Origin of the sequence: Tessaracoccus coleopterorum (assembly GCF_011174705.1) — a bacterium.
Classification (GTDB): domain Bacteria; phylum Actinomycetota; class Actinomycetes; order Propionibacteriales; family Propionibacteriaceae; genus Arachnia; species Arachnia coleopterorum.
The window spans coordinates 1,794,942-1,818,380 of the sequence record NZ_JAANIJ010000001.1 but is presented as its reverse complement, the minus strand read 5'-3'; the positions used below and the strand labels follow the sequence as shown (position 1 = coordinate 1,818,380).

21 protein-coding genes, 1 tRNA gene and 4 pseudogenes are annotated in these 23,439 nt (G+C 66.6%); 22 read left to right on the top strand and 4 right to left on the bottom strand.

All coding sequences use genetic code 11. The features are described 5' to 3' along the window. The first annotated feature begins 74 nt into the window (after nt 1–74). Both G7085_RS11705 and G7085_RS11700 read left to right on the top strand, forming a co-directional pair. Nucleotides 75–1,988 carry a hypothetical protein gene (locus tag G7085_RS11705; protein ID WP_197511092.1) on the top strand — a complete coding sequence of 638 codons (1,914 nt, stop codon included), beginning with the start codon at nt 75–77 and terminating at the stop codon, nt 1,986–1,988. Then, nucleotides 1,900–2,349, top strand: a complete 450-nt coding sequence (locus G7085_RS11700) for a DUF721 domain-containing protein (protein WP_197511091.1) — start codon at nt 1,900–1,902, stop codon at nt 2,347–2,349. Before G7085_RS11705 ends, G7085_RS11700 begins: the two co-directional genes overlap by 89 nt. Before the next feature lie 95 nt (nt 2,350–2,444). Here the strand turns inward: G7085_RS11700 and G7085_RS11695 are convergent, their stop codons facing one another. Further along, a complete protein-coding gene (locus G7085_RS11695; RefSeq protein ID WP_197511090.1) occupies nt 2,445–3,425 on the bottom strand; it encodes an NAD-dependent epimerase/dehydratase family protein in 981 nt (326 codons plus the stop codon). Between the two features lie 364 nt (nt 3,426–3,789). On the opposite strand from G7085_RS11695, the pseudogene G7085_RS34865 reads away from it, so the two are divergent. The 4 genes and pseudogenes from G7085_RS34865 to G7085_RS11675 all read left to right on the top strand — a co-directional run. Beyond that, nucleotides 3,790–4,041: pseudogene (locus tag G7085_RS34865) on the top strand (hypothetical protein); the annotation flags it as partial. Nucleotides 4,042–4,067: 26 nt separating this feature from the next. Next, on the top strand, nt 4,068–4,340 hold the full coding sequence (locus G7085_RS11685) for a hypothetical protein (protein ID WP_197513069.1): 273 nt from the start codon (nt 4,068–4,070) through the stop codon (nt 4,338–4,340). After that, the gene (locus tag G7085_RS11680) at nt 4,223–4,498 is read left to right on the top strand and encodes an SIMPL domain-containing protein (RefSeq protein WP_197511089.1); all 276 of its coding nucleotides are present in this window, start codon (nt 4,223–4,225) and stop codon (nt 4,496–4,498) included. Before G7085_RS11685 ends, G7085_RS11680 begins: the two co-directional genes overlap by 118 nt. A gap of 127 nt (nt 4,499–4,625) precedes the next feature. Next, on the top strand, nt 4,626–5,477 hold the full coding sequence (locus G7085_RS11675; protein ID WP_197511088.1) for a M23 family metallopeptidase: 852 nt from the start codon (nt 4,626–4,628) through the stop codon (nt 5,475–5,477). On the opposite strand, the gene G7085_RS11670 is transcribed toward G7085_RS11675, so the two are convergent. After that, nucleotides 5,434–5,604 (bottom strand): hypothetical protein, encoded by a 171-nt coding sequence (locus tag G7085_RS11670; RefSeq protein ID WP_197511087.1) that lies wholly within the window; start codon nt 5,602–5,604, stop codon nt 5,434–5,436. The two genes, G7085_RS11675 and G7085_RS11670, sit on opposite strands and share 44 nt — an antisense overlap. Nucleotides 5,605–6,213: 609 nt before the next feature. On the opposite strand from G7085_RS11670, the gene G7085_RS11665 reads away from it, so the two are divergent. Beyond that, entirely contained in the window at nt 6,214–6,450 is a 237-nt protein-coding gene (locus G7085_RS11665; RefSeq protein WP_197511086.1) for a hypothetical protein, read from the top strand. Between the two features lie 347 nt (nt 6,451–6,797). On the opposite strand, the gene G7085_RS11660 is transcribed toward G7085_RS11665, so the two are convergent. After that, nucleotides 6,798–7,547: a sulfite exporter TauE/SafE family protein gene (locus G7085_RS11660; protein ID WP_197511085.1), complete on the bottom strand. Its 750-nt coding sequence runs from the start codon at nt 7,545–7,547 to the stop codon at nt 6,798–6,800. A gap of 185 nt (nt 7,548–7,732) precedes the next feature. Between G7085_RS11660 and gyrB the strand changes: the two genes are divergently transcribed. The 8 genes and pseudogenes from gyrB (at nt 7,733) to G7085_RS11625 (ending at nt 15,555) form a co-directional block, all read left to right on the top strand. Next, nucleotides 7,733–9,799, top strand: a complete 2,067-nt coding sequence (gene gyrB, locus G7085_RS11655; RefSeq protein WP_408647097.1) for a DNA topoisomerase (ATP-hydrolyzing) subunit B — start codon at nt 7,733–7,735, stop codon at nt 9,797–9,799. A 30-nt stretch (nt 9,800–9,829) separates the two neighbouring features. Further along, nucleotides 9,830–12,319 (top strand): annotated as a pseudogene (gene gyrA, locus G7085_RS11650) (DNA gyrase subunit A); the annotation flags it as partial. 155 nt (nt 12,320–12,474) lie between these two features. After that, nucleotides 12,475–12,876: a hypothetical protein gene (locus tag G7085_RS25720; RefSeq protein ID WP_231979442.1), complete on the top strand. Its 402-nt coding sequence runs from the start codon at nt 12,475–12,477 to the stop codon at nt 12,874–12,876. Continuing rightward, entirely contained in the window at nt 12,876–13,199 is a 324-nt protein-coding gene (locus G7085_RS25715; RefSeq protein ID WP_231979441.1) for a DUF3566 domain-containing protein, read from the top strand. Before G7085_RS25720 ends, G7085_RS25715 begins: the two co-directional genes overlap by 1 nt. Nucleotides 13,200–13,289: 90 nt before the next feature. Next, complete coding sequence (locus tag G7085_RS11640) at nt 13,290–14,144, top strand: hypothetical protein (protein ID WP_197511083.1); 855 nt, start codon at nt 13,290–13,292, stop codon at nt 14,142–14,144. Further along, nucleotides 14,141–14,326, top strand: a complete 186-nt coding sequence (locus G7085_RS11635) for a hypothetical protein (RefSeq protein ID WP_197511082.1) — start codon at nt 14,141–14,143, stop codon at nt 14,324–14,326. The genes G7085_RS11640 and G7085_RS11635 overlap by 4 nt, the downstream gene beginning before the upstream one ends. Further along, nucleotides 14,323–15,405 carry a hypothetical protein gene (locus tag G7085_RS11630; RefSeq protein WP_197511081.1) on the top strand — a complete coding sequence of 361 codons (1,083 nt, stop codon included), beginning with the start codon at nt 14,323–14,325 and terminating at the stop codon, nt 15,403–15,405. The genes G7085_RS11635 and G7085_RS11630 overlap by 4 nt, the downstream gene beginning before the upstream one ends. A gap of 73 nt (nt 15,406–15,478) precedes the next feature. Continuing rightward, nucleotides 15,479–15,555 (top strand) — tRNA-Ile (locus G7085_RS11625). Between the two features lie 463 nt (nt 15,556–16,018). On the opposite strand, the gene G7085_RS11620 is transcribed toward G7085_RS11625, so the two are convergent. Beyond that, nucleotides 16,019–16,231, bottom strand: a complete 213-nt coding sequence (locus G7085_RS11620) for a hypothetical protein (protein ID WP_197511080.1) — start codon at nt 16,229–16,231, stop codon at nt 16,019–16,021. Nucleotides 16,232–16,761: 530 nt separating this feature from the next. Between G7085_RS11620 and G7085_RS11615 the strand changes: the two are divergent. The 7 genes and pseudogenes from G7085_RS11615 to G7085_RS11590 all read left to right on the top strand — a co-directional run. Then, nucleotides 16,762–17,972 (top strand): annotated as a pseudogene (locus G7085_RS11615) (IS256 family transposase); the annotation flags it as partial. 1,172 nt (nt 17,973–19,144) lie between these two features. Beyond that, entirely contained in the window at nt 19,145–19,546 is a 402-nt protein-coding gene (locus G7085_RS11610; RefSeq protein WP_197511079.1) for a hypothetical protein, read from the top strand. A 61-nt stretch (nt 19,547–19,607) separates the two neighbouring features. After that, on the top strand, nt 19,608–20,003 hold the full coding sequence (locus tag G7085_RS11605; RefSeq protein ID WP_197511078.1) for a site-specific integrase: 396 nt from the start codon (nt 19,608–19,610) through the stop codon (nt 20,001–20,003). After that, the gene (locus G7085_RS11600) at nt 20,000–20,362 is read left to right on the top strand and encodes a site-specific integrase (protein WP_197511077.1); all 363 of its coding nucleotides are present in this window, start codon (nt 20,000–20,002) and stop codon (nt 20,360–20,362) included. The genes G7085_RS11605 and G7085_RS11600 overlap by 4 nt, the downstream gene beginning before the upstream one ends. Nucleotides 20,363–21,451: 1,089 nt before the next feature. Beyond that, a complete protein-coding gene (locus G7085_RS34860) occupies nt 21,452–21,853 on the top strand; it encodes a type II toxin-antitoxin system RelE/ParE family toxin (protein WP_408647096.1) in 402 nt (133 codons plus the stop codon). Further along, nucleotides 21,826–21,927, top strand: a complete 102-nt coding sequence (locus tag G7085_RS34855; protein ID WP_408647206.1) for a type II toxin-antitoxin system RelE/ParE family toxin — start codon at nt 21,826–21,828, stop codon at nt 21,925–21,927. Before G7085_RS34860 ends, G7085_RS34855 begins: the two co-directional genes overlap by 28 nt. Before the next feature lie 39 nt (nt 21,928–21,966). Continuing rightward, nucleotides 21,967–22,230: pseudogene (locus G7085_RS11590) on the top strand (HigA family addiction module antitoxin); the annotation flags it as partial. Between the last annotated feature and the right edge of the window lie 1,209 nt (nt 22,231–23,439).

The window sequence follows — 23,439 nt, the reverse complement described above, 5'->3', positions numbered from 1 at the left end:
CCCGATGCCGGGATGCCGTTGGCCGGCTGTTATGGTGCCTCGGGGAACTCGACCGATCTCGGGATATCTGAAGCATGCGCAAACTTGGACTGATTGGGGCGCTGCTCACGGCGACCCTTCTGGTGACCCTGTCACCGACGGCAATGCCGGAGGCGAAGGCCGACGTCGACGTCTACACGACGCCCGGAACCCACACCGTCAACGGACGGGAGTGGAGCACGACCTGCGAGCCGTACTCCCAGACCCAACGGTGCCGCACGGAGATTAAGGCGACCGTCATCACCCAGAAGGGCGGCAGGTTCGTCAAGACGACGGGATGGACCTTCAACAACCTCACCTACGTGGCATCCAACCGGGGTCTCTGGGCGGGCAACCCGCTCGGTGGCCACGCGGTCGTCGGCGGCACCGCGGCCTGGACCGCAGACGGGCGCAGGTGGCGCACCGAGTGCGACACGGCCACCACCGGCCGGAACGGCTGCCGCTCGTACATCGAGGCGCGCGTCATCGAGTCTGCCGGCTCCGGCTACCGCTGGGTGACCAGGTGGATCTTCAACAACATGGTCCGGTTCACCACCGCGCCCATCGACTACCCGACTGCCCCGCCCATGTCGACGGCGCCGTCCTTCCTGAAGGGTCGCCGCCACCTCACCCTCGGCAACGTCGTCACGCAGAACATGGCTGGCACAAAGACGAAGGGGACCGGCCGGATCTCCAACATCGAGCTCGACCCGGGCGGCAAACTCGGCACCTTCCGCGAGAGCTACTGGTCATGGAGCTTCGACGACGCGGTGGAAAGTGACTACGGACGCTTCCGCGCCCCGATCCCGAACCGGCCTACCGGCTGTGTCGCCGGCTCGAAGGAGGCGGCCGACCGTCGGCTCATCAAGGTTGAGGCCCTGCCGGGCGGTACCTGTGACGTGCGCACCGCCCGCTCCTTCCTCCAGGCACCGACCGTGCGCTACGGCACCTACGAGGCGCTCCAGGGCAACAGCATCCGCCTCTACTGGAACAACAGCCCGATCACCGAGACCTACCGCAACGTCACCCCGGCGGGGCGCACGTTCAGCGAGCTGACCCTGACGGCGGCATCGCATCCGGGCGCGGTCAACGCCGTCGGGTTCATGTTCGGCTCGTTGCGGGCCCCGGGTGCAGGTCGCTCCCTCGGCACGTTGGTGGACGCCAAGGCCGAGGGTAGGGCGCCAACCTCCGCGACGTCGATGCAGTGGGTGCAGGGCCTCGGAAGCTCTCAGCTCGTGGCTTCGAAGCAGACCTTCCGCTTCTGGCAGTACGAGAAGACGGGCGCCGGTTGCATCGTGACGCCCGCCGGGACCCGGGCTCGACCGGGAACCGGTTGGCACTCCTACATGTGCCCCGTCGGCAGCGACGGCAGGATGGTCTGGCACCACATGGTCGGCCAACTGGTAGCCGAGGGCAACGGGCTGTGCACGCTCGGCGACACCTCGGGTTGCGTGGCCGCCATCCCCCGCACCACCTCGTACACCATCCCGCCCGGGCCGGTGGGCACGTCAATCCGGGGCTGCAGGCGGTCGACGACAACAACCGGTTGGCGGCGATCGTGGGCCTCGAGACGAGCCTCTACTCGCACAAGAAGAGCTCGCAGTCACAGCTGTCGCTGTACGCGACGGTCGTCGGGTAGCCGGTCGGTCGTCGTCTCCGGCGGCGCGGGGTACCCTCGTCTGCATGAGCGAGACCCCGCACGATCCGACCGGGCTCGAGCTCGCGTCGGAGATCGCGCGGGCAGCCGTCGAGGCATCCGAGCACGGCTACGCACTGCCCGAGCCGGCGCAGCCCAGGAAACCGAAGCGTCGCGTCCGGGTCGTCGAGCAGCAGCGCTCCGGCGCCCACCCCGACCAGCGCGACCCGCAACTGGTCGCGGCGGTGCTCGACCAGGTGGTCTCCGAGCGGGGTTGGAAGCGTCGGATCGGGCTCTCCACCGTGTTGCGTCGCTGGAGCGACCTGGTAGGTGAGTCCAATGCGGAACACTCGCGACCGGTCGACTACCAGGATGGCGTCCTCGTCGTCGAGTGCGACTCGACCGCGTGGGCGCAGGCGATGCGTTACACCGCCTCGAAGCTCGTCGCCCGGCTGAACCGTGAGCTGGGCGACCGGACCGTGCTGCGGGTGGACTTCCGTGGACCGGCCGCCCCGAGCTGGAAGAAGGGACCGCGTTCGGTGCAGGGGAGGGGCCCCGGGACACCTACGGGTGAGCGTGGCGGTGCGCTAGGCGGGCCACCGGATCGGTGCCCACGAAGATGGGCCCCGGTCTACCAGGCGCCCGGCGACTACTCCTCGCTGCTGACGCTGTCCCTGTGGGAGGACGTCGCCTGATCCATCCACGGGTGAACCGGGCCTGAAACGGCCGGCTGAGCGGAGTACGCCCGCGGTGGTTCATCCCACCGCGGGCGTACCCGTCCGTGGGCCGCTCAGGCCTGCTGTGGGTTGTCCACGCACCACTGGAACGACTCGACGATGGCCGCGACCACGTCGTCGTCCTCGATCCCCAGCACCGCGCAGTCGGCCGGGTCGTTGACGGCGGCGCGGCTCTGGAAGACGGCGGTGTGCTCGACCGGGACGCCGTGCTCGACGCCCCTGGCCCTTGCCTCCTCGTCGCGCGCCCGGTAGGCGGGGAGGACGGCCTCCAGTGGCACCTCGACGACGTCTGCCTCGTCGCGCCCGATGGCACGGCAGGCGAGCCGGTTGAGCTCAAGGTAGCTGAGGTCGTAGGCGTTGATCGGGTACTTCGCGCCGTGGCTACCATGCTCCATGGCCCCGACCGCCGCCTGCGCGACCTGACGTGCGGTGACCGCAGATGTGGTGCCGGGGAGAACCGCGACCTTCGGCTGCTGGAAACGGGCGGTGTCGATGACGAACTGCCACAGCGGGCGCTGACCGGTGACCAGCCCGAAGATGTAGGGCAGGCGCAGCGTCATGACGTCCATGGATCCTTCGCCCTCGAGGCATGCGACCTCCTCCTGCAGCAGACGGGTGCGCGGGTACGGGTCGCGGCCGTAGCCGAAGTCGGTCCAGCGCTCGCCCATCTCGGCGGTGTAGGAGCCGTAGAGGACGAACTTCGCGACGCCGGCCTCGCGGGCGAGCCGGGCGATGCGCTGCGTGCCGACCACGTTGGCCTCGTAGAAGAAGCGTGCCGCGGGGATGGCGGGAATGGTGCGCTCGTCGGCGCCGATGGCGTAGAAGACGGCGTGCCTGCCGCGGAACAGGTCACGCACCTCATCGTCAGGCAGCGTGCAGATGTTGGCCCAGACGGCGTCGACCTCCGCGGGAAGCGTGCCGTTGTCCGACCCGGGCAGCGAGACGGCGGTGACCTCGTAGCCGCGTCGGAGCAGTTCGCCGACGGTATGCGATCCGAGGAGGCCGGTGCCGCCGAGTACCAGGGTGCTTGTCACTGTTTGACCTTTCGCCAGGGGCCGCTCCCGGCCCAGTTACTAGCCACCCGGCTAGTAATTCCAGAGTAGGAGTCGGGTCCCGGCCGATGGGGGAGGGTGCCTCTCTTCGCCCCGGCACCCCTGTGATAGTGGGGTGCGGCCGGCCCGCTGGTTGAGCCGACCGGCGTCGACGGAGTAGACCGCCTAGCGTCATGAAACCAACCACTCCCGGCTCGGTGCAGGATCCCAGCCACAGTTTGGGGCAGGGGCCGTGTCTGAGTATCTGCCTATCGGCTGGAGTGGTTTCGACTCGGGCGGCGTCTCGTTCCTCGCTGCCGGCCAGGCTCAACCGACTGCTGCGGATTGTCGCGGCCGAGGAGGACCCATGGAGTGCCCCACCCGGAGCCCGATCCATCCGGTTTCCGGGTCGGTGGCCGCCCGGGGCCATAGGCTGACGCCCATGGACGTGTCTGTTGTCGGAAGCAGTTCGGTGACCCTCCCCGCCGAGTGCGCGGTCGTGAGCCTCACCGTCGGATTCACCGGTGTCTCACGCGACGCCGTGCTCCGCGACACCGCAGAGGCCTCCGAGCAGGTTCGCGCGAAGTTGGACTCCGTCGTCGCTGACGACGGGGGCAGCGACGCAAGGCTCACCAGCCTGCGTACGTGGACGAACATCCCCTACGACCAGCACAGGCAGCCGGGGAGCCGCAGCATGTCGCGCAGGTGCGCGGCTCGGTCACCGTCAAGGACCTGTCCCGGGTGGCCGGTCTTCTCGGGGACCTCGCCTCGATGGACGGCGTCGAGATCGGCGACCTCCAATGGCGTCTTTCCGAGGAGACGCTCCGCCGGATCCAGCCGGAGGTGCTGCGGGGGCGTTCGAAGACGCCCGTCAGCGGGCGCAGTGGATTGCGGAGGCGGCCGACCAGACGGAGCTGAGCGTGGTGCGGATCGACGACGGTGGCGCACCCCACTTCGGGTTCGGGCAGTCCGGGCAGATGATGCTGGCGAAGGATTCGGCACCCAGCTTCGACCTGGATCCGCAGGACGTGGAGGTGGCCGCGAACCTCAGCGTGACCTTCCGCGCGGGATCCTGATCCCCGGACACGCCGAACTTTCGGTCACATTGTGACCCAGGCCCTTCCCGGGAACCCGCCGTCGTGCTTGCATAGGTGAGGTCCGATTCTGGGGGAGGGGACACGTGAAACTTCGGGGCTAGCGGCCGTGCTGTCGGCCGGCCTTGTGTGTGCCACCGTCGCCTACTTCGCGGCCGACCCGATGACCGCCGTCGAGGCCGTCCCGGTGCCGCCACCCGCACCCACCGCCATCGCCTCCGCGTTCGCCGCGCGCAACCTCTCGGGGTCCGCCAGGCGATCGAGGCCCTGGCCTGACAAGGGACGCCCCGGACTCATCGACCCGTTCAACGCCGTGACGCCGGAGGCCGTGGGGCCTTCCGGGGTTCCGATTCCCCTGCCTGTCGCGCCCGAGTCGATCAAGCAGGAGTTGGTCACCTCGCTGGGAAAGGCCACCGCAGGGGCGCTCCTCACGAGGCCTGTCAGCGGGCGCACCACATCGAAGTTCGGCATGCGCTTCCATCCGATCCTGAAGGTCTGGAAGCTGCACACGGGGCTTGACTGGGCGGTGCCGTGCGGAACCCCGGTGGGGGCGGCCGCCCCAGGAACCGTGGTCAAGGCCGGCTGGGCCGGAGGCAACGGCATCCAGGTCAAGATCGACCACGGCATGCTGCGCGGCCACCGCGTCGTCACCACCTACAACCACCTGTCGTCGATCGGCGTGCGGGTGGGCCAGAAGGTTCAGGCCCTCGACGGAGTGGGGCGGGTCGGCAGCACCGGTTACTCGACCGGATGCCACATGCATTTCGAGGTCATCGCGGACGGGCAGTTCACCAACCCGGAGCCGTGGCTGAACGGCAATCCCGTCGTGGTGGACCTCGGGTCCATGGATTACTCGACGGTGCCCACACCGACGTCGGCGCCTCCGACCGTGCGTCCGCCCTCGCCCACCCCGACTCCTACGGTGCCCACGTCCCCCACACCCACACCCCGCCGTCGCTGACGCCGTCGCCGTCGGCCAGTCCCTCGGTGACCCCGACCCCGACCCCGTGTCCGTCGGCCACGCCGTCGGCCTCGCCCGCGCCGTCGGCCCCACCGTGTGTGACGCCCACTCCGACGCCGAGCCCCACCCCACGTCGACGCCGAGCCCCACCCCACGTCGACTCCCTCGCCCACGCCGAGCCCGACTCCAACGCCCACGCCGAGCCCGACCCGACCCAGGAAGACTCACCGGCCCGGAGCCGTCGCCCTCTGAGCCGGCTTCGCCTGAGGCATCGGCTTTCGCGCCGGCGTCACCCGAGGCGTCTCCCACCGCGCCGGCCTCACCCCGGGCGTCGGCGTCAGAGCCGGCATCGCCGGTGGCCTCGCCCTCCACGTCGACGTCCGCCTCGGCCACTGCGTCGACGGAGGAATAACCCTCCGGGAATGGGATTCTCCCCTATCTGGGAGAGGACGTGAATCGGTCGGAAATCAATGCCCGGATCTGCTTGACGCCCCGTGGGATCACCCATTAGTGTTGACCCTGCCTTTACGACAGGAAGGAGGCCCGACATGATTCAGATCCTTGATTTCAGGACCAGCGAGTTCACTACTCCCGGCATGACCGCGGCCTCCGCCGTTCAGGCCGACTGACCCTCCGGGCACAACCGGCCGAACTCTCCGCATGCAATCCATGGGCACCCGTGTGCCCTGCTCCGCGCGCCGTAGCGCACCGTGAACGCACCTGTCGAAGGAACCCCGTGAACATCACGCACCCGTCCCACGTCCATCTGACCAGCTCTGATACCACCATCGTGCTGCCTGAACCCTCCCACCTCCCGTGGCGGGACCGGATCGCCCTGCGGGCGAGCCTCTGGCTTCTGGAGCGTGCCACCCGGCCCGCCCAGGACCACCTCGAGCATCGACTCGAGCGCCACGCGGCTGAGCAGGTGCAGCGCAGGGAGCTGGCCTCACTGAGTTGGTTACCGCCCCGATGACATTTCCGGGGCAGGCCTCCTGCCCCGGAAATCCACATCTGTGGATGAGGCTGTGAATTGTTTTTCGGCCTCAATACAAAGCGCAGGATTCACGACGCAATTCTGCGCCCAGTTCGCATGCCCTGAAACAGGTTCAAGGAGTCCGACTTTTCCGAGCAACCCGACCCCACCACCCAAACCATGATCGAATACCCACCCTGCAGGACCGACTCGTGCTGACGGTTGAGCAGGGCCAGGAATGCCGCCGGACACCGAGCCGTAACGCGAACCGAACCCCTGGCACCCCGAACAGGACAACCTCTGGCACCCCGAACAGGACAACGAGCCGCTGTTGAGAACGGCGCCCGCTACAGGATGATGAGGGCGCCCGCGGCGATCACCGAGGTCAGGAGCGTCACGATGTCGAACGTGCGCTGGGGCACCTTCCCGATGATTGCGATCCCGATCACAGCTCCGAGGACGACAACAGGGACCATGTAGAGCCCGGTAGTCAGCACCTGCGGCGTGAAGAGGCCGAGCGATGCCGTCAGCGGGGTCTTCGCAAGGTTGATGATGCAGAAGTACCAGGCCCCGGTGCCCAGGAAGCGCAGCTTGTCCACCCTCGCCAACTGGAGGTAGATCGCCATCACGGGGCCGGCGGCGTTGGCTGCCATGGTGGTGAACCCGGCGGAGACACCCGCGACGAGGCTGAGCGCCGGATGCGGCCGCTCCGTCGTCGGCTCCTGCCGGGGTGCGCGCGCCTGGCGCACCTTGCTGCCCAACTGCAGCAGGACGAAGAACAACAGCAGCCAGCCGATCGAGCGCTTCAGCAGGGTGTCGTCGACCACGTTCAGGAACCAGGCGCCCAGGAGCAGACCCGGGATGACTGCCGGGATGAGCCCCCGCAGGAGTTTCCAGTCGGTCGCCTTCCGGTAGCGGAGGACGGCGATCACGTCTCCGGTGATGAGCATCAGGAGCGCCGCGGCAGTCGATTCCTTCGTCGGCATGGCCATCGCGAGGAGCGCCACGGAGAGGGACGCAAGACCGCCGAAACTCGTCTTGGCGATGCCGACGAGAAGCGCCGCAGCAACCACCATGACCCAGTCCACGTCGAGCACCCTACCGGCATGGTGTCCACAGCCCGGGCGGGGGCGATGTGGGGGTCCACGTGATCCGCCCCTTGAACGGCTCAGGAGGCGAAATTCGGCGTTACAGCGGCATCCGACCGGGTCGGATGCCTCGAATGCTTGCCTGAGGCGGTAGAATTGGCCCGTTCAAAGGCGCCGGTCTCCCGCCGGCGCCAATGTCTGTGGTCAGGAGCATTGTGTCGGAAGACATGCAGGACATCGACGGGTACGACCCCGAGGAACGGATGGAAGGTCTCGTCGACGCGGCTGACAACACCGTGACCGGCAGCTATGACGCGGACCAGATCTCCGTTCTCGAAGGCCTCGAGGCGGTGCGCAAGCGCCCAGGCATGTACATCGGGTCGACCGGTGAGCGTGGCCTCCACCACCTGGTGCAGGAGATCGTCGACAACTCCGTCGACGAGGCACTGGCCGGGTACTGCGACACCATCGAGATCGAGCTGCTCGACGACGGCGGGGTCCGGGTCATCGACAACGGCCGTGGCATCCCCGTCAAGGAGCACCCGGTTGAGAAGATCCCCACGGTGACGCTCGTCCTCACGGTGCTGCACGCCGGTGGAAAGTTCGGCGACGGCGGCTACAAGGTCTCCGGCGGCCTGCACGGCGTCGGCTCCTCGGTGGTCAACGCCCTGTCGGAGAAGCTCATCGTCGAGGTCAGCCGCGACGGCTACCGCTACGAGCAGACGTTCCATCTGGGTGAGCCCATCACCGAACTCGAGCAGCTCGAGGCGACCGATACCACCGGCACCACGATCACGTTCTACCCGTCGCCCGACATCTTCGAGACGACCGAGTTCAACTATGACACGCTCGCCACGCGGTTCCGTGAGATGGCGTTCCTCAACAAGGGCCTCAAGCTCTCCCTGATCGACCTGCGCGCAAAGCACCAGGTCGCCACGGGCGACGAGGGCGAGACCGACACCCCCTACAACGAGTTCCTCTACGAGGATGGCCTGACGGACTACGTCAAGTACCTCTCCGCCGGCAAGGAAGCCATCCACCCGTCCGTGATCGACGTGGAGGCCCACGCGCCCGACCTCGGCATGGGCGTCGAGATCGCCATGCAGTGGAACTCCAGCTACTCCAGCTCGGTGTACACCTTCGCCAACACCATCAACACGCACGAGGGTGGCACGCACGAGGAGGGCTTCCGCGCCGCGCTGACCAATACCGTCAACCGGTGGGGCGAGTCGTGGGGCCTGATGAAGAAGCGCGAGGACCGTGTCTCCGGTGACGACATCCGTGAGGGTCTCACCGCCATCGTCTCCATCAAGGTCGCCGAGCCGCAGTTCGAGGGCCAGACCAAGACCAAGCTGGGCAACACCGAGGCCAAGAGCTTCGTGCAGCGCGTCATGAACGACCGCCTGGGCGACTGGTTCGAGCGGAACCCAGCCGAGGGTAAGGACATCGTCCGCAAGTCGCAGTCGGCGGCGCAGGCCAGAATCGCCGCCCGCAAGGCGCGCGACATGGCCCGCTCCCGCAAGGGCCTCCTCGGAGGATCCGGGCTGCCCGGCAAGCTTGTCGACTGCCAGTCGACCAACCCGGCCGAGTGCGAACTGTTCATCGTCGAGGGCGACTCCGCAGGCGGCTCCGCCCGCGGTGGCCGCGACCCGAGGACGCAGGCCATCCTGCCGATCCGCGGCAAGATCCTGAACGTCGAGAAGGCACGCATCGACAAGATCCTCGCCAACAAGGAGGTCGAGGCGATCATCAACGCGCTCGGCGCCGGCATGCAGGAGGACTTCGACGTCGACAAACTGCGCTACCACAAGCTCGTGCTGATGGCCGACGCCGACGTCGACGGCGCCCACATCCGCACCCTGCTGCTGACGCTGCTCTTCCGGTTCATGCGCCCCATGATCGACGCCGGGCACGTGTTCCTGGCCCAGCCGCCGCTGTTCCGGCTCCGCTGGTCCAACGCGCCGCATGAGTTGGCCTACAACGACAACGAACGTGACGCGCTCCGGGACGCGGGCCTCGCCGAGGGCAAGAAGCTGCCCCAGGTCAACCCCATCCAGCGCTACAAGGGCCTCGGCGAGATGAACGCCGACGACCTGTGGGACACCACAATGGACCCTGAGAACCGGATCCTGCTGCAGGTGACGCTGGACGACGCGGCGATGGCGGACCAGATGTTCTCGATCCTGATGGGTGAAGACGTGGAGCAGCGGCGCACGTTCATCCAACGCAACGCCAAAGACGTCCGCTTCCTCGACATCTGAGCTGAAGAATCAAAGAAGGTATGAACATCCATGGCTGACGACAAGGACGAGACCACGACCGACGAGATCTCCACGCCCGGACTGGGCCGGATTGATCCCATCGATCTGCAGGTCGAGATCCAGAACTCGTACCTCGACTATGCGATGAGCGTCATCGTCGGGCGTGCCCTGCCCGACGTGCGCGACGGGCTGAAGCCCGTGCACCGCCGTGTGCTCTACGCGATGTGGGACGGCGGCTACCGTCCCGACCGCGGCTGGAACAAGTGCTCCCGCGTGGTGGGCGAGGTCATGGGCCTCTACCACCCCACGGCGACACCGCGATCTACGACACCCTCGTGCGCCTCGCACAGCCGTGGGCGATGCGTCACCCGCTCGTCACCGGCCAGGGAAACTTCGGAAGCCAGGGCAACGACAAGGCCGCAGCCATGCGGTACACCGAGTGCAAGATGGCGCCGCTCGCCGTCGAGATGGTCCGCGAGATCGAGCAGGGCACCGTCGATTTCCGGCCCAACTACGACAACCGTGAAGAGGAGCCGGTCGTCCTCCCGGCCCGCTTCCCGAACCTGCTGGTGAACGGCTCGACCGGCATCGCCGTCGGCATGGCCACCAACATCCCCACGCACAACCTCCGTGAGGTCAACGATGCCGTCCAGTGGGCGCTCGCGAACCCCGAGGCAAGCCGCGAGGAGCTCCTCGAAGCCGCGATGCAGCGCATCCAGGGACCCGACTTCCCCGGCGGCGGCTTCATCGTCGGCCGCGGCGGCATCGAGGAGGCGTACCGCACCGGGCGTGGTTCGGTGATCATGCGCGCTGTGATCGACATGGAGGAGGACGCGAAGGGCCGCCAGTTGCTGGTGGTCACCGAGCTGCCCTACATGTGCAACCCGGACACCCTCGCGCAGAAGATCGCCGATCTGGTGAACTCGGGCCGCCTCACCGGCATCGCGGACATCCGTGACGACACGTCCGCCCGCACCGGACAGCGCCTGGTCATCGTGCTCAAGCGTGACGCGCAGCCGCGCGTCGTGATGAACAACCTCTACAAGCACACCCAGCTGCAGGACACGTTCGGCTGCAACATGCTCGCCATCGTCGAGGAGGTGCCCCGCACGCTGCGTCTCGACCAGTTCATCTCGCTGTGGATCAAGCACCAGCTCGAGGTCATCCGGCGCCGCACCCAGTGGCAGCTGGATGAGGAGGAAAAGCTCGCCCACATCGACCGTGGCCTGGTCAAGGCCCTCAACATGCTCGATGAGGTGATCGCGCTGATCCGCGCGAGCCGCACCCCGAGGAGGCGAGCAGCGGGCTGCAGGACCTGCTCGACATCGACGAGATCCAGGCTCGCGCCGTTCTCGACCAGCAGCTGCGCCGCCTCGCCTCCATGGAGATCCAGAAGATCGTCGAGCGGTTGGCCGTGCGTGAGGCGCGGATCGCCGATCTCAAGGACATCCTCGCCGATGAGGCGCGCCAGCGCCGGATCATCTCCAGCGAGCTGCAGGAAATCGTCGACAAGTACGGCGACGAGCGTCGCACCCGGATCGTCGCGGCCGACGGGGACTTCTCGGAAGAGGACTTCATCCCAACGAGGACGTCGTCGTCACCATCACGCACGGCGGCTACGCCAAGCGCACCCGCGCCGACCAGTACCGCCTGCAGAAGCGTGGCGGAAAGGGTGTGCGCGGAGCGACGCTGCGGGCCGACGACGAGGTGCAGCACCTTTTCACCACGACCAATCACCAGTGGATCCTGTTCTTCACCAACTTCGGCCGCGTATACCGGTCGAAGGCGTGGCAGCTGCCCGAGGCGGGGCGTGACGCAAAGGGTGGCCACGTCGCCGGGCTGATGAACTTCCTGCCCGACGAGAAGATCGCGCAGGTGCTCACCATCAACAGCTACGAGGACGCGCAGTATCTGCTGCTCGCCACCCGTAACGGCCTCGTCAAGAAGACCGAGCTGAAGGCCTACGATTCGCCGCGTCAGGCCGGCGTCATCGCCATCAACTTCCGCGAGGAGGACGACGAGCTGATCGGTGCCTCGCTGGTGAGCTCGGATGACGACGTGCTGCTGATCTCCCGCAAGGGTCAGGCCATCCGGTTCGGGGCCGACGACTCGCAGCTGCGACCCATGGGCCGTGCCACCTCGGGCGTCACCGGCATGAAGTTCCGCGCCGGTGACCAGCTTCTGAGCATGGCCGTGCTCAGGGCGGACGTCGACTACGCCGACCAGTTCGTCTTCACCGTGACCGACGGCGGCTTCGCGAAGCGCACCCTCGTCGGGGAGTACCGCCAGCAGGGCCGCGGTGGCCTCGGTATCAAGGCGATGAAACTCAACGAGGACCGTGGGCAGCTTGTCGGTGGACTCATCGTCGGCGAGTCCGACGAGGTGATGGCCATCAAGATCTCCGGCCAGGTGACCCGTTCCGCCGTCTCGGATGTGCCCGTGAAGGGCCGCGACACCATGGGCGTGAAGTTCGTCGGTGTCCGCGGTGAGGACGCCGTCGGAGCCATCGCCCTGTACCCGAGTCCGAGGAGCCCGACGCCACCGAGGAGACCCTGGAGGCGGCCGACGGGGCCATCGGGGATGCGGCCACCGAGGCCGCTGATGGGTCGCCGAGGTCGAAGCGGGTACCGTAGGGCAGGAAATGGACGCCGAGACGGTGAACGAGGAGGACACGGATGAGTGAAAACTCGCCGCGCTGGCCAGGCAGCAACGGCTCGCCGGGCCTTGATTTCTCGCCTTACCGCACCGGTGGAAAGGACCGTGAGGCCACCCAGGTGACGGAGGCCTCCACCAGGAGTGAGTCGAAGCAGTCGGCAGGCACGGGGATCACCCCGACGGTGTCGGAACGGGCCGCGAACACCGCGAAGGAATGGGCTGCCGTCCCCGTGACCGGCCTGCCCACCCAGGAACCCGAGCCGACCGAGGAGATGCCCGGCACTCCGGTACCCCGGCCCGGCCCGGCCCCACCGCCGCGGTCGAGGAGAAGCCTGAGGTCACTGCGCCTCCCAAACCCCGTGCGTCGCGTCGCACCCGGAAGGCGCGCCTGCGGCTCTCCCGCATCGATCCCTGGTCGGTGATGAAGACGACTCTGCTGTTCTCCATCGCGTTCGGGATCATGATGCTGGTGGTCGCGTTCGTGCTGTGGTCGGTGCTCGCCGGCTCCGGTGCGCTCGAGTCGGCCAACACCCTGATCAACACCGTTCTCGGCGACTCCGAGAACTCCGAGGCGTCGTTCAAGCTCGAGGACTTCCTCACCGTGAACCGCGTGATGGGCTTCGCTATCGTGCTCGCCGTCGTCGATGCAGTGATCATCACAGCTGTGGCCACGCTGTTCGCCTTCCTGTACAACCTTGCTGCAACCGTGATGGGCGGCCTCGAGGTCACTCTCGCCGAGGACTGAGGCTTCAGGCGTCACTCGAACTCCCGAGGTGACCCACGCCCCATGTAGTGTCCGAGCCGAAAGCCCGGGACGCATGGGGAGGGGTCCGCCATGGATGTGTACAGCCAGAGGGAAGAGCGTGCGCACAGCACCGGCTTCGTCGGGATCAGCGCCGATACCGACGACGTCATCGACAATCTCGAGGTCTACGAGGCCCTGATCAACCCGCGCGAGTCTGAGCGCGCCGGTGGCCAGAACGGCGGCGGCATGATGCCGCCCATGATGGGCATGGGTGGAGCTGGCGGTGGTGCGGCGGGCGCAGCCCAGGGTGGGCTCGGCTCAGCGGCAGGCGGTGGCGCAGCGGCTGCGGCCGTCACGATGCGCACCGCGGGTGCAGGCTCCCCGGGGTCGCTCCCATCGCCGGTCCGGCCGTGGCCTCCGCAGGAATCGGGACATCGACGGGCCTGGCGCGGCCGGGATGGGTGCCGCCGGGCTCGGAGCTGCGGGCATCGGTGCATCGTCGGGACCGGCCGCAGCCGGCGCCTTCGAACCGGCGCCCGGTGCGGACGTGTCTACGGAGGATGCCCCGCCGATGAGGTGGTCGGCGGGATCGGTACTGAGGGCTCCGCTCCCAGGGCCGATGTGGTCGCCGTCCCACCCGGAAACCCCGATGTGATCTCGGTCGATCCCGCGCAGGTGGAGAAGGTGGCGCGGGAGTGGTCGGACCTCGCTGCCAGGATGGCTGAGGTCGGTAACGCCGCCTCGGATCTACAGGCGTCGTTGGAGGATTTCGGCCTCGTGAAGCAGCCAGCCGGCCCGTACGGTGAGATGACCAACGGGATCCGGCAGTTGGCGGGTGGGGCCTCGAAGGAGTTCGACGAGATTGCGGCCGGGTTGACCTACGGCGCCCAGGCCTACCGGGACCAGGAGGCGGCCGCCGCCCAGACCGTCAGGAGCGCCCAGTGAGCCAGGAAGCAGCGCGCAAGCAGGAGGTGCTTGACAAGCTGACCGAGTTGGCAGAGCTCGACCTCTACCCAGCGCTGCAACGTCGATCCGGGCAGTTCCTCGACCTCGTCACCTCCATGATCTCTGCCGACCTCGTGGAACTGGCAACCGCTAGGGCGCGCAGGCCCAGTTCTTCCAGGTGAGCGCCATCTTCGCGGCGATCGAGCAGCAGGGAACCACCCTCACAAAGGAGGTGGCCCGCCTCCTCGACGCGATCCGTGCCCACCTGACGTCACTTCAGCGGTGCGCCACCACTCCGCAGAAGATGGCCACCATCGGGCGGGCGTGGCGCAAGCAGTCGGCGAGGGTCGAGGAGATGATCCTGACGGCCGAGCGATTGGCCGATCAGCCGGACTGGAAGGGGAGGGCCTCCGAGGCGCACCTCGCCGTCGTGCCGCGGCAGATCGAGGCGATGCGCGACCTCCGGAGCCTCGCCGAGACGGCCTCTGAGTCGGTACTCGTGGTCGGCGCCATCCAGGCCAACATCTTCGATGCCTGCGGACTGATCCTCACCCAGGCGGTGGAGCAGCTCCGCGGGCACGTGTCGACCGCGCCAGCGGCGTTCTTCAGCAGGACCGCCGCCGCGCTGACGCTCCTGGGCAATGTCGAGGTGATGCTCGGTAGGTGGCTCTCCGGGGAGGGGACCTGGAGCCCGTCCGCCACCCAGATCGCAGATGGCCTCTCCTCCACCTCGACGAGCTTCGAGTGGCCCAGGGCCGTCTCCTCGCCCGCAGACGGCGGTGACAAGAACAAGGACAAGGACAAGGACAAGGACAAGGACAAGGCGGACGACGCGTCGGCTGGTTGGGTCACCACCGTGACCGAGGACGGCATCATCGTCACAAGGCCAGACGAGGACGGGGAACAGGCGACCGAGGACGCGGCCGGCCCGGCATCGGGCGGATGCGTCCGACGACCGGCCCGACGAGGTCGAGGAAACCGACGGGCGCGAGTCGGAGGCGACCCCTCCGGCCACGGACACGGGCGCCGCACCGGTGGAGCCGGAGACGAAGCCGGTCGTCCCCCGCTTGCCGAGGCTCCCGTGGAACAGGTCGCTCCCGTCGAGCCGGTGCCTCTCCCGCAGCCCCGGTGGAGACCGCCCAGGACCCGGTGGCGCCGGAGACGACGTTCGACCAGGAGGCCGTCGAGTACAACCCGAGGACCTCCTCGACCGTGGGCGCACAGCGTGGGAGGGCTCAACACCGTGGAGATGCTGCGGTGAGCCGCGGGCGGGTTCATCGGGGAGTCGGTTTGCCGCGTGACGTTTTTGTGCGCTAGAGTTCTCGACGGTAAGCGGGCCTATAGCTCAGACGGTTAGAGCGCTGCCCTGATAAGGCAGAGGTCACTGGTTCAAGTCCAGTTAGGCCCACCAAAAAACCCTAGGTGACTAGGGTTTTACTATTTCCCTCTTCGGGAGAGGACAAATAGAGGACGTTTCTCCCGAGCGGATCGGTGGTTGATGGAACCCTTCGGGCTGCCGCCGAGCTCACTGATGCATCCGCGGTCATCGGTCGGCAGATTCGTGTCACGTCTGCTGACTGCCCGGTCGCCGTGTCCCCTGACTGGCCGCGCAGGGATCGTCGGCGACTAAGTACTTGGCGCGCTTATCGCGGTCATCGGTAGGCGTGATCACCGCATAGCCATCTTCGGCCGCCGACCCCGGGCCGACGCGCGCGGTCAGCCTCCGTCGGTGCCTGCGCAGAGACACGACGCAGCACCGCCTCGCCGTGTTGCTGATTGAGGGTCAGGAAGTTTCGCGCGCAGCGTCACGACCACTGACCCGACGTCGGCGCTGCGGGTCAGCCTGCGGTGGCGATTCGCAGCGTCGGCGGGCCTCAGGCTACGCGCTGAATCAACGTGGCGACGTCCTCTGTCTTGAGCCGGTAGACGCGTGCGCTTCCCAAGCGGTAGCAGGGCAGGTTGCCGGCGGCGGTTTCCCGCTTGAGTGATCGGACGCTCAAGGAGGTGATCTCCGCCGCCTGGGGATATGAGACGAATCGGCCGTAGCTGCCGATGAGCTCCGCCACGTCAAGCACGGTGCGCTTCATGATTGGGCCACCTCTTCTGCCAGTTCCTGCTGGTTCGGGCCATCCCGCGCATGCGTAGTACCCGCTTGGCTTCCTTGACGGGGAGTCCGCACAGCTCTGCCGCCTCATCGACCGGCATTCCCTCATTGGATGTCAGCGCCCCAGGGCTTGGCCGAGTCGAGCTTCTGCCTCCAGCACGGCTCTGTCGCGCGTGAGGATGGCGGCGGCCGCTTCCAGCACTTCTGCGCGGATCCTCGCCTCGCGGGCCATGAGTGCCTCGTGGCGTTTGATGAGCTGGCTCCGCACTCTGACGCGGGCCTCATGACGGTCGCTCTGAGCCATGGCAGCGCTCCTTCCGGGCGGCGTGGGAATGGCATCCCCTCCTGTGCCCCAATGAACCCCAAGTGCGGGACTGTACGGTCAACGGTGTAACTCCGATCAAGGAGGAGCACGATGAGCAGGCAGGTTGAGACGGCCCCAGCGGCTGTGGTGGAGGGAGCCGGAGTGGCTGTGATGACGGAGGCGACTCGGCCGCCGGTGGTGGACCGGGGCTGGTCGCCCAGCTCGTGGGTGACGCGCAACGCCAGGGCCTGTCGGTCGACGGGGAGGGCGGCCTGCTGTCCGAGTTGACCCGACTGGTGCTGGAGTCCGCGCTGGAAGGCGAGATCACCGACCACCTCGGCTACGACAAACACACCAAGGGCGCCTCTGCGGACGGCAACGCCCGCAACGGCACCCGGACGAAGACGGTGCTGACGAAGGCCGGCCCGGTCACCATCGGCGTCCCCAGAGACCGTGCCGGAACGTTCGAACCAACGATCGTCGCGAAGCGGCAGCGCCGGTTGGGGTCGATCGAGGACATCGTCTTGTCCTTGTCGGCGCGCGGCATGACCCACGGCGACATCAGCGCTCACCTGGCCGACGTGTACGGCTCGGAGGTGTCGAAGACCACGATCTCCACGATCACCGACAAGGTGCTCGACGGGATGTTGGAGTGGCAGAACCGGCCCTGGACCCGGTCTACCCGGTCGTGTTCATCGACGCGATCCACGTCAAGGTCCGAGACGGCCAGGTCGCCAACCGGCCCATCTACGTCGCCCTTGCGGTGACGACGGAGGGCAACCGGGACATCCTCGGCCTGTGGGCAGGAGATGGTGGGGAAGGCGCCAAGTACTGGCTGCAGGTCCTCACGGAGCTCAAGAACCGCGGCGTCAACGACGTCCTGATGGTGGTGTGCGACGGCCTCAAGGGCTGCCCGAGTCGGTGAACACGGTGTGGAGGGAGACGATCGTGCAGACCTGCATCGTGCACCTGATGCGCAACAGCTTCAAGTACTCCGCCCGGCAGCACTGGGACGCCATCTCCCGGCCTTGAAGCCCGTGTACCAGGCTGCGACCCTCACCGAGGCCGAGGAACGATTCCTCGAGTTCGCCGAAGCGTGGGCGAGAAGTATCCGGCAATCGTGCGGTTGTGGGAGAATGCCTGGGCCGAGTTCGTCCCGTTCCTCGGCTTCGACCGCGAGATCCGACGCATCGTGTGCACCACGAATGCGATCGAGTCGGTCAACGCCCGCATCCGCAAGGCCGTCCGAGCCCGCGGGCACTTCCCCAACGAGTAGGCCGCGCTCAAGTGCGTCTACCTCGCCGTCATGGCGCTCGACCCCACAGGCAAAGGCAGGGCCCGCTGGACCCAGAGATGGAAGGAAGCCCTCAACGCTTTCGACATCCGATTCGACGGCCGCCTCAGCAGCCCAGACCAGCATGACAACACAACCCAGTTACACCGTTCGTTTGACAGACCCTGGGGACGCTATTGTGACCGGGGCCACCCTCGGCCTGGGAGGCGCATTTCAGTTTGCCAAGTACGGGAGGACCGCCTTCAGGGGCGTGAAAACGATGACGTCTACCTATGCCCGATTTACTGGCGTGGTGGCTCGACGGGTGAAGGCAACGGTGTTGCCACGCGTTCTCCCGAACTTCCGAGCAGCGCGAGGTGGATACTTCCGCCGAGCAACGGCATCATCATTCATGGCTGCTGCATCTGGTGTAGCGAATTTCGGACCCTACGCATCGAGACGTCGATGAAGAGCTCGGATCAACTCTGGATCATCGGTTATCGGGAGTGGTCCATCCTCGCCCTTGGTGGGCTGTTCCCCGCCATCGGAGTGGTGATTCTGTCTGAGTCCTCGAGTGTAACTTCCATTTTGACTGGGGTCCTAGTTATCGGAGGCGGATCGATCATGGTGTGGTTGGGGATTAGGAAGAACGTTGCTATTGCGATCGGTTCCGGCGTTCGTATGATATGTCCCTTTTCGGGTGATCGTTGGGTACCCCGAGATGAGATCCGTTCCGTTCGACTCTTTCCTGGCGGCGTGAGCTTGCTATCCGGATGTACCGTCACATTGGTGACTAGCGTGCGACACGGGAGCGACATTCTACGCTCCGAGTCGATAACTTGGAAGGGGGAATTCGGCGCGGAACCCTATTAGCGGAGATGCTCAATGTGCCTCTCGAAATCGAGCGGGGGAGTCTGTGACCCGGGGTCTCACGAAGATCACCGGACGGCTGCTGCTCGGTTGCGGTCTGCCAGACCGCGCTCGGTCGTGAGCGCTGCTCCTGGTCGACGATGACGCGAGGGTGTTGACGTAGTCGGTCGTGATCCCTCAGCCGCGGGCGTAGACGCCGGGAGGCATGCAAGAATCGATACGAAAGAGAAGCGATCCTCTGGGTGGGGGCTACAAGTGCTGACAGGGGTACGGGCTGGAGGGGTGCTGCTTGCTTTCGCCGTGTTACTTGCGAGTGTTTCGGGGCGCAGCGCACCGGAATTGGCGTATGTGTTCTACATGGAAGAGGATGGGGCAAAATTGCTTATCGATGTCTGTGGGGACCCCCACCCGCGGTCTCCAAGACTCGACTCGGGTTTCACGTCACTGCGTTGGCGAAACTAGAGACCGGCTATTACATCGGATTATCCAGAGAATCCGATGTAATAACGGTAGGATCCAGGCATGGCCACTCGGCGACAGCAACTCGTCACCCGCGACGACGTGCCGCTGCCCCGTACGAGTGGAGCCACGACCGCTCCGGCCCGAAGACGGCGTGGGGTGTCAACCTGCCGATCTCTGAGCGCCACGATCTGCAGCTGATGGCCCAGCGCGGCACCGCCGGCCGGTGGACCTGGACGCTCACCGTCTACCGCACCGGCAGCACCGACCAGGTCACCCGCATCGCCCGCGGCGTCCAGCCCACCCTGACAGCCGCCAAACCGGCTGCCGAGGCTGCCGCCGGCACCTGGCTCGCCGAGCAACTCGAGCACCCCGACGAGTCGCATGTCTGAAAGCCAGCCAGGGGCCCTGGGCACGGCTGGTGGTCTGGTCGCCGTTGATCAGCAGGCGGGGATGTTGCTGCCGGAAGATCTGTCGTTGGATGCGGCCGAGGCCGCGTTCGCCTCGGCGTCGAGGGCCTCGTCGACGCTGCGCGGGTACCGCTCCGACTGGACCGAGTTCGTCACCTGGTGCCGCGACAACCACCACACGGCGCTGCCCGCCACCGACATCGCCATCTCCCGCTACATCTCCGCGCTGGCCACCGCCGGCGCGAAGGTCGGCACCATCAGCCGACGTCTATCGACGATCCGGTTCGCCCACAAGGTCCGCAACCATCCCGACCCCACCCAGACCGCACGCGTGATCGCCGTCTGGGAAGGGATCCGCCGACAACTCGGGCACCCCGGACCAGGCCCGCCCCTCATGCCCCACTCCTCCTCGACGTGGTCGACGCCTGCCCCGAAATGACGAAATGGAAGACCCGCGACGACGAGCCCTCGCTCAGCGGGATCCGGGACCGGGTCCTCCTGCTGCTCGGGTTCGTGTCCGCGCTGCGCGCCTCCGAACTCGCCGCCCTCGAGGTAGATCAGATCAAACCCCACGAACGGGGCCTGGTGATCGAGCTCACCCACTCCAAAACCAACCAGACCGGCGACCTTGAGCTCGTGGTCCTCCCTGGGGTGCCCGCCAGGACTACTGCCCCGTCACCGCGCTACGCCACTGGCTCACCGTCGCCGGCATCACCGAAGGCCTGGTCTTCCGGTCTATTTCCAAAGGCAACCGCGTCAGCGCCCGTGGCCTCACCCCCGACGGACTATCCCGCCTGATCACCCAAGCAGTCACCCGGGCCGGTCTCGACGCCACCGGCTTCTCGGCGCATTCCCTTCGGGCGGGTTCGTCACCTACGCCGCGAAACGTGGCGCCACCTCCCTGCAGATCGCCCGCCAGACCCGGCACAAGGACCTGGCCTCCATCGGGATCTACACCCGCATCGAAGACGCCTGGGAAGAAAACGCAGCCACCCAACTCCCTCTCTGAAGAGGTCGGCGGGCTTGGCCTCGAATCGTCGCCGGGTCCGGCCGGAGGCCTCCCTGGACACTCCCCCGCTTCACTCTCATGCCGATGTGAGGTTGTCACGTTTGCGCAGGCGATCTCCTCACGTTTGTTGGAAACGAGGGGAGTATCTGCTCGACCAGCGCTGGGCCGGCGCCAGCTGCATCAGTCCGAGATAGGGACCCAGCCGCTCTCGTCATCGCGCGGGCGCTCGTCCCTGAGATGACCAGCCCAGTGCCACCGGACGCCGAAGTCCTCGTGATACACACAGGGTGATTCAGAGGAGCCCGTTGGAGCTGGGACGGCTCGTGTCTTGGGGCACGGCGAGACGAATTGGGCACGCTGGCTGCCGTTGGTCTAGAGCCGTGAGCGCACTCTAGTGTCGCTGCCAGCGCGCTTCGGCTTGGGCCTATGCCAGGGCGTCGGAAGTCTGCATCGCTTCCACTCGAAGTGATCCCACTTCTTGTCAGGGCAGCCGATGGTGTGGGCGATCCGCCATAAGTTAGCATCCCCAGGTGGCAGATCTCCTGGGCGGCGGGCCGTAACCACTGCCCCGGGGGCTCGTAATGCACCGCCGAGTAGGAGGCGGCTATGTCCAAGAGGCTGCTGTGCCGGATCGGATGGCATAGGTTTCTCACCCGTCACAACACGGAGGACGGGAGGCCCAACCATCAGGAGTGCGCGCGCTGCGGGAAGCGACGGTATTACGGCTTCGACGAAGGAGAGCGGGCCCTGGGAGTCTTCCTGAGTGGGGGCTGGTAGCTACTACGTTTGGTGCCGGGCTGAGGACGTGTGTCTCGGGGCCCCCGCAGTTCGCGGTGGTGATTCAAGCAGGCACCACCAATCTCGGTCGACCCAACGACATGGGACGGCGCCCCAGACAACTCAGCATTGCGAAGAGAGCTATGGCTCCAGCGGGGTCGCAAGCACAACGTAGTACTGCCGTGGACCGCCTGCGGGCAGGCGCGGCGCGTTGCGGAAGCACACTGATCTGCCGCTGGTGGTCGTTGAGGGCGTGGGCGGGCTTGTATCGTGTAGCGCTACGCGATACGATGGTTTTTGTGATCGTCAGCTTCCGGCACAAGGGTCTGGAGCGGCTGTATCGCGACGGTTCGAAGAAGGGTGTTCAAGCGACTCACATCCCCAAGTTGCTTCGCATCTTGTCGCTGCTGGACGTGGCACAGACCCCCGACGACCTCGCGATCCCGTCGTTTCGGACCCACCCCTCAAAGGGGACCTGGCCGGGCACTGGTCGATCTGGGTGAACGGCAACTGGCGAGTGACGTTCCGCTTCGTTGAGAGCGACGTCGAACTCGTCGACTATCAGGACTACCACTGACCAGGAGGTGGACAACATGGTGATGAGGACCCGGTCCATCCCGGCGAGATCCTTCGCGAGGACGTGCTGGCCGACCTCGGGCTGAGTGTCGGGGAGGCCGCGTCCAGGCTCGGGATCTCCCGGGTGACGTTGAGCCGAGTCCTGCACGGCCATGCCCGCGTGAGCCCCAACCTTGCTGTTCGACTGGAGGGAGCAGGCGTTGGTACCGCCCGCGTTTGGCTGGCCCTGCAGTCGGCTTATGACCTCGCGGCCGAGCGTGCCGCCGGAATACCCACCGTCCGCAGGCTCGACCCCGTCGCCTGACAACATCCGCAAATGCCGCGTTCCGATGGTTAGATGCCCTACGCTCAGGCGAGGCTGGTGGTCTGGATGGAGGAGGGCTGGTGAGCACGAACGCTGACCTTCTTGCGATCCCCGGCCTGGACCGGGCGGGCCAAGTGGCATGGATGCAATCGCTCCGGCCCAGGGCCACGACCATCGAGTTGCTCTTTCACGACAGTGACGTTAGTCACCCGTTGACACTCGAGCTTGCATGGCTGGTTCCCGCCCGCCAGGAGGGGTCGGTGCGCGTCCCGGGTACCCGCGACCGCACCCGCGCGCCGTCTTGCACCGTTACCGCTACGACCGTGCCATCGTTCGCGCGCTGATCGATCTCGGCGGCCTTTTTGAGTACGTATCAGATCCGCTCGGGGACACGGTGAGATTCACGCGGTTGGGGAACGTTGACGTCACTTTCCTGGACCGTTCCGACGCGGTCCTCGGATCCACGGTGACCCACGAAGGGCTCATCCTGACCCCGGTCGAGGTCCCTACAGCCAAAGGATGATACATCCGCTCTTGCCGCTGTCATGCTGGTTCAGTAATAAGAAGACGCGACGATAGACCGGTCCGTGGCCCAGAACAGGGCCCCGGCGCGCGAGGCGGAGATGTCTTCCCGGGGCTCTATTCGGTCGCTGGCTGGGATGGTCCATGCTGTTGCTATGAAGAAGCCTTCCCCTTCCCGCCCGATTTGCTGCAGCCATCGTGGCGGCAGCGGGAATCATGTTGGCGGTTCCTACCCTGGCCCACCTGGTGGTGGGAGGACCTGTCGAAACGCCATTGGCGTGGTCGAGCCTGTCGCTGGGTTGCACTGTGCTGGCAGCTCTATCGGGAGTCACCTATCTGGCCTGGCGTCCACCCTCTGGATGGGCGGCCCTCGTAGCCGGTGGGGTAACGGCTGCGGCGATGACCATCCTTCCGATCCTCATCGTGTGGGACGACAGGGGTGGCAAATGCTCGTGATCTACCTCGTGGTCTACGGGGTGTACTTCGCGATCATCCTGGCACTGATGACTGCGGCTGTCGTGCTCCATGGCCGTCGCGGCCTCAGTTTCCGAGGGCGGGTGCGCGCTCGGGATTAGCAAGAGGGTGGGTCGCTGTGCCCAGCGAGCACTCCACGGTGCTTGCATCACAGGGATTCGAGGAGTCACAGCAGACAGGGGGTCCAGCACCAGCTGGATGCCCGAGGGAACG

Coding starts and splice junctions, on each gene's coding strand:
- G7085_RS11705 (WP_197511092.1), top strand. CDS start 75: ATGCGCAAACTTGGACTGATTGGGGCGCTGCTCACGGCGACCCTTCTG.
- G7085_RS11680 (WP_197511089.1), top strand. CDS start 4,223: ATGGCGTCTTTCCGAGGAGACGCTCCGCCGGATCCAGCCGGAGGTGCT.
- gyrB (WP_408647097.1), top strand. CDS start 7,733: ATGTCTGTGGTCAGGAGCATTGTGTCGGAAGACATGCAGGACATCGAC.
- G7085_RS25720 (WP_231979442.1), top strand. CDS start 12,475: ATGAGTGAAAACTCGCCGCGCTGGCCAGGCAGCAACGGCTCGCCGGGC.
- G7085_RS25715 (WP_231979441.1), top strand. CDS start 12,876: ATGAAGACGACTCTGCTGTTCTCCATCGCGTTCGGGATCATGATGCTG.
- G7085_RS11640 (WP_197511083.1), top strand. CDS start 13,290: ATGGATGTGTACAGCCAGAGGGAAGAGCGTGCGCACAGCACCGGCTTC.
- G7085_RS11620 (WP_197511080.1), bottom strand. CDS start 16,231: ATGAAGCGCACCGTGCTTGACGTGGCGGAGCTCATCGGCAGCTACGGC.
- G7085_RS11605 (WP_197511078.1), top strand. CDS start 19,608: ATGTTGCTGCCGGAAGATCTGTCGTTGGATGCGGCCGAGGCCGCGTTC.
- G7085_RS11600 (WP_197511077.1), top strand. CDS start 20,000: ATGACGAAATGGAAGACCCGCGACGACGAGCCCTCGCTCAGCGGGATC.
- G7085_RS34860 (WP_408647096.1), top strand. CDS start 21,452: ATGGGACGGCGCCCCAGACAACTCAGCATTGCGAAGAGAGCTATGGCT.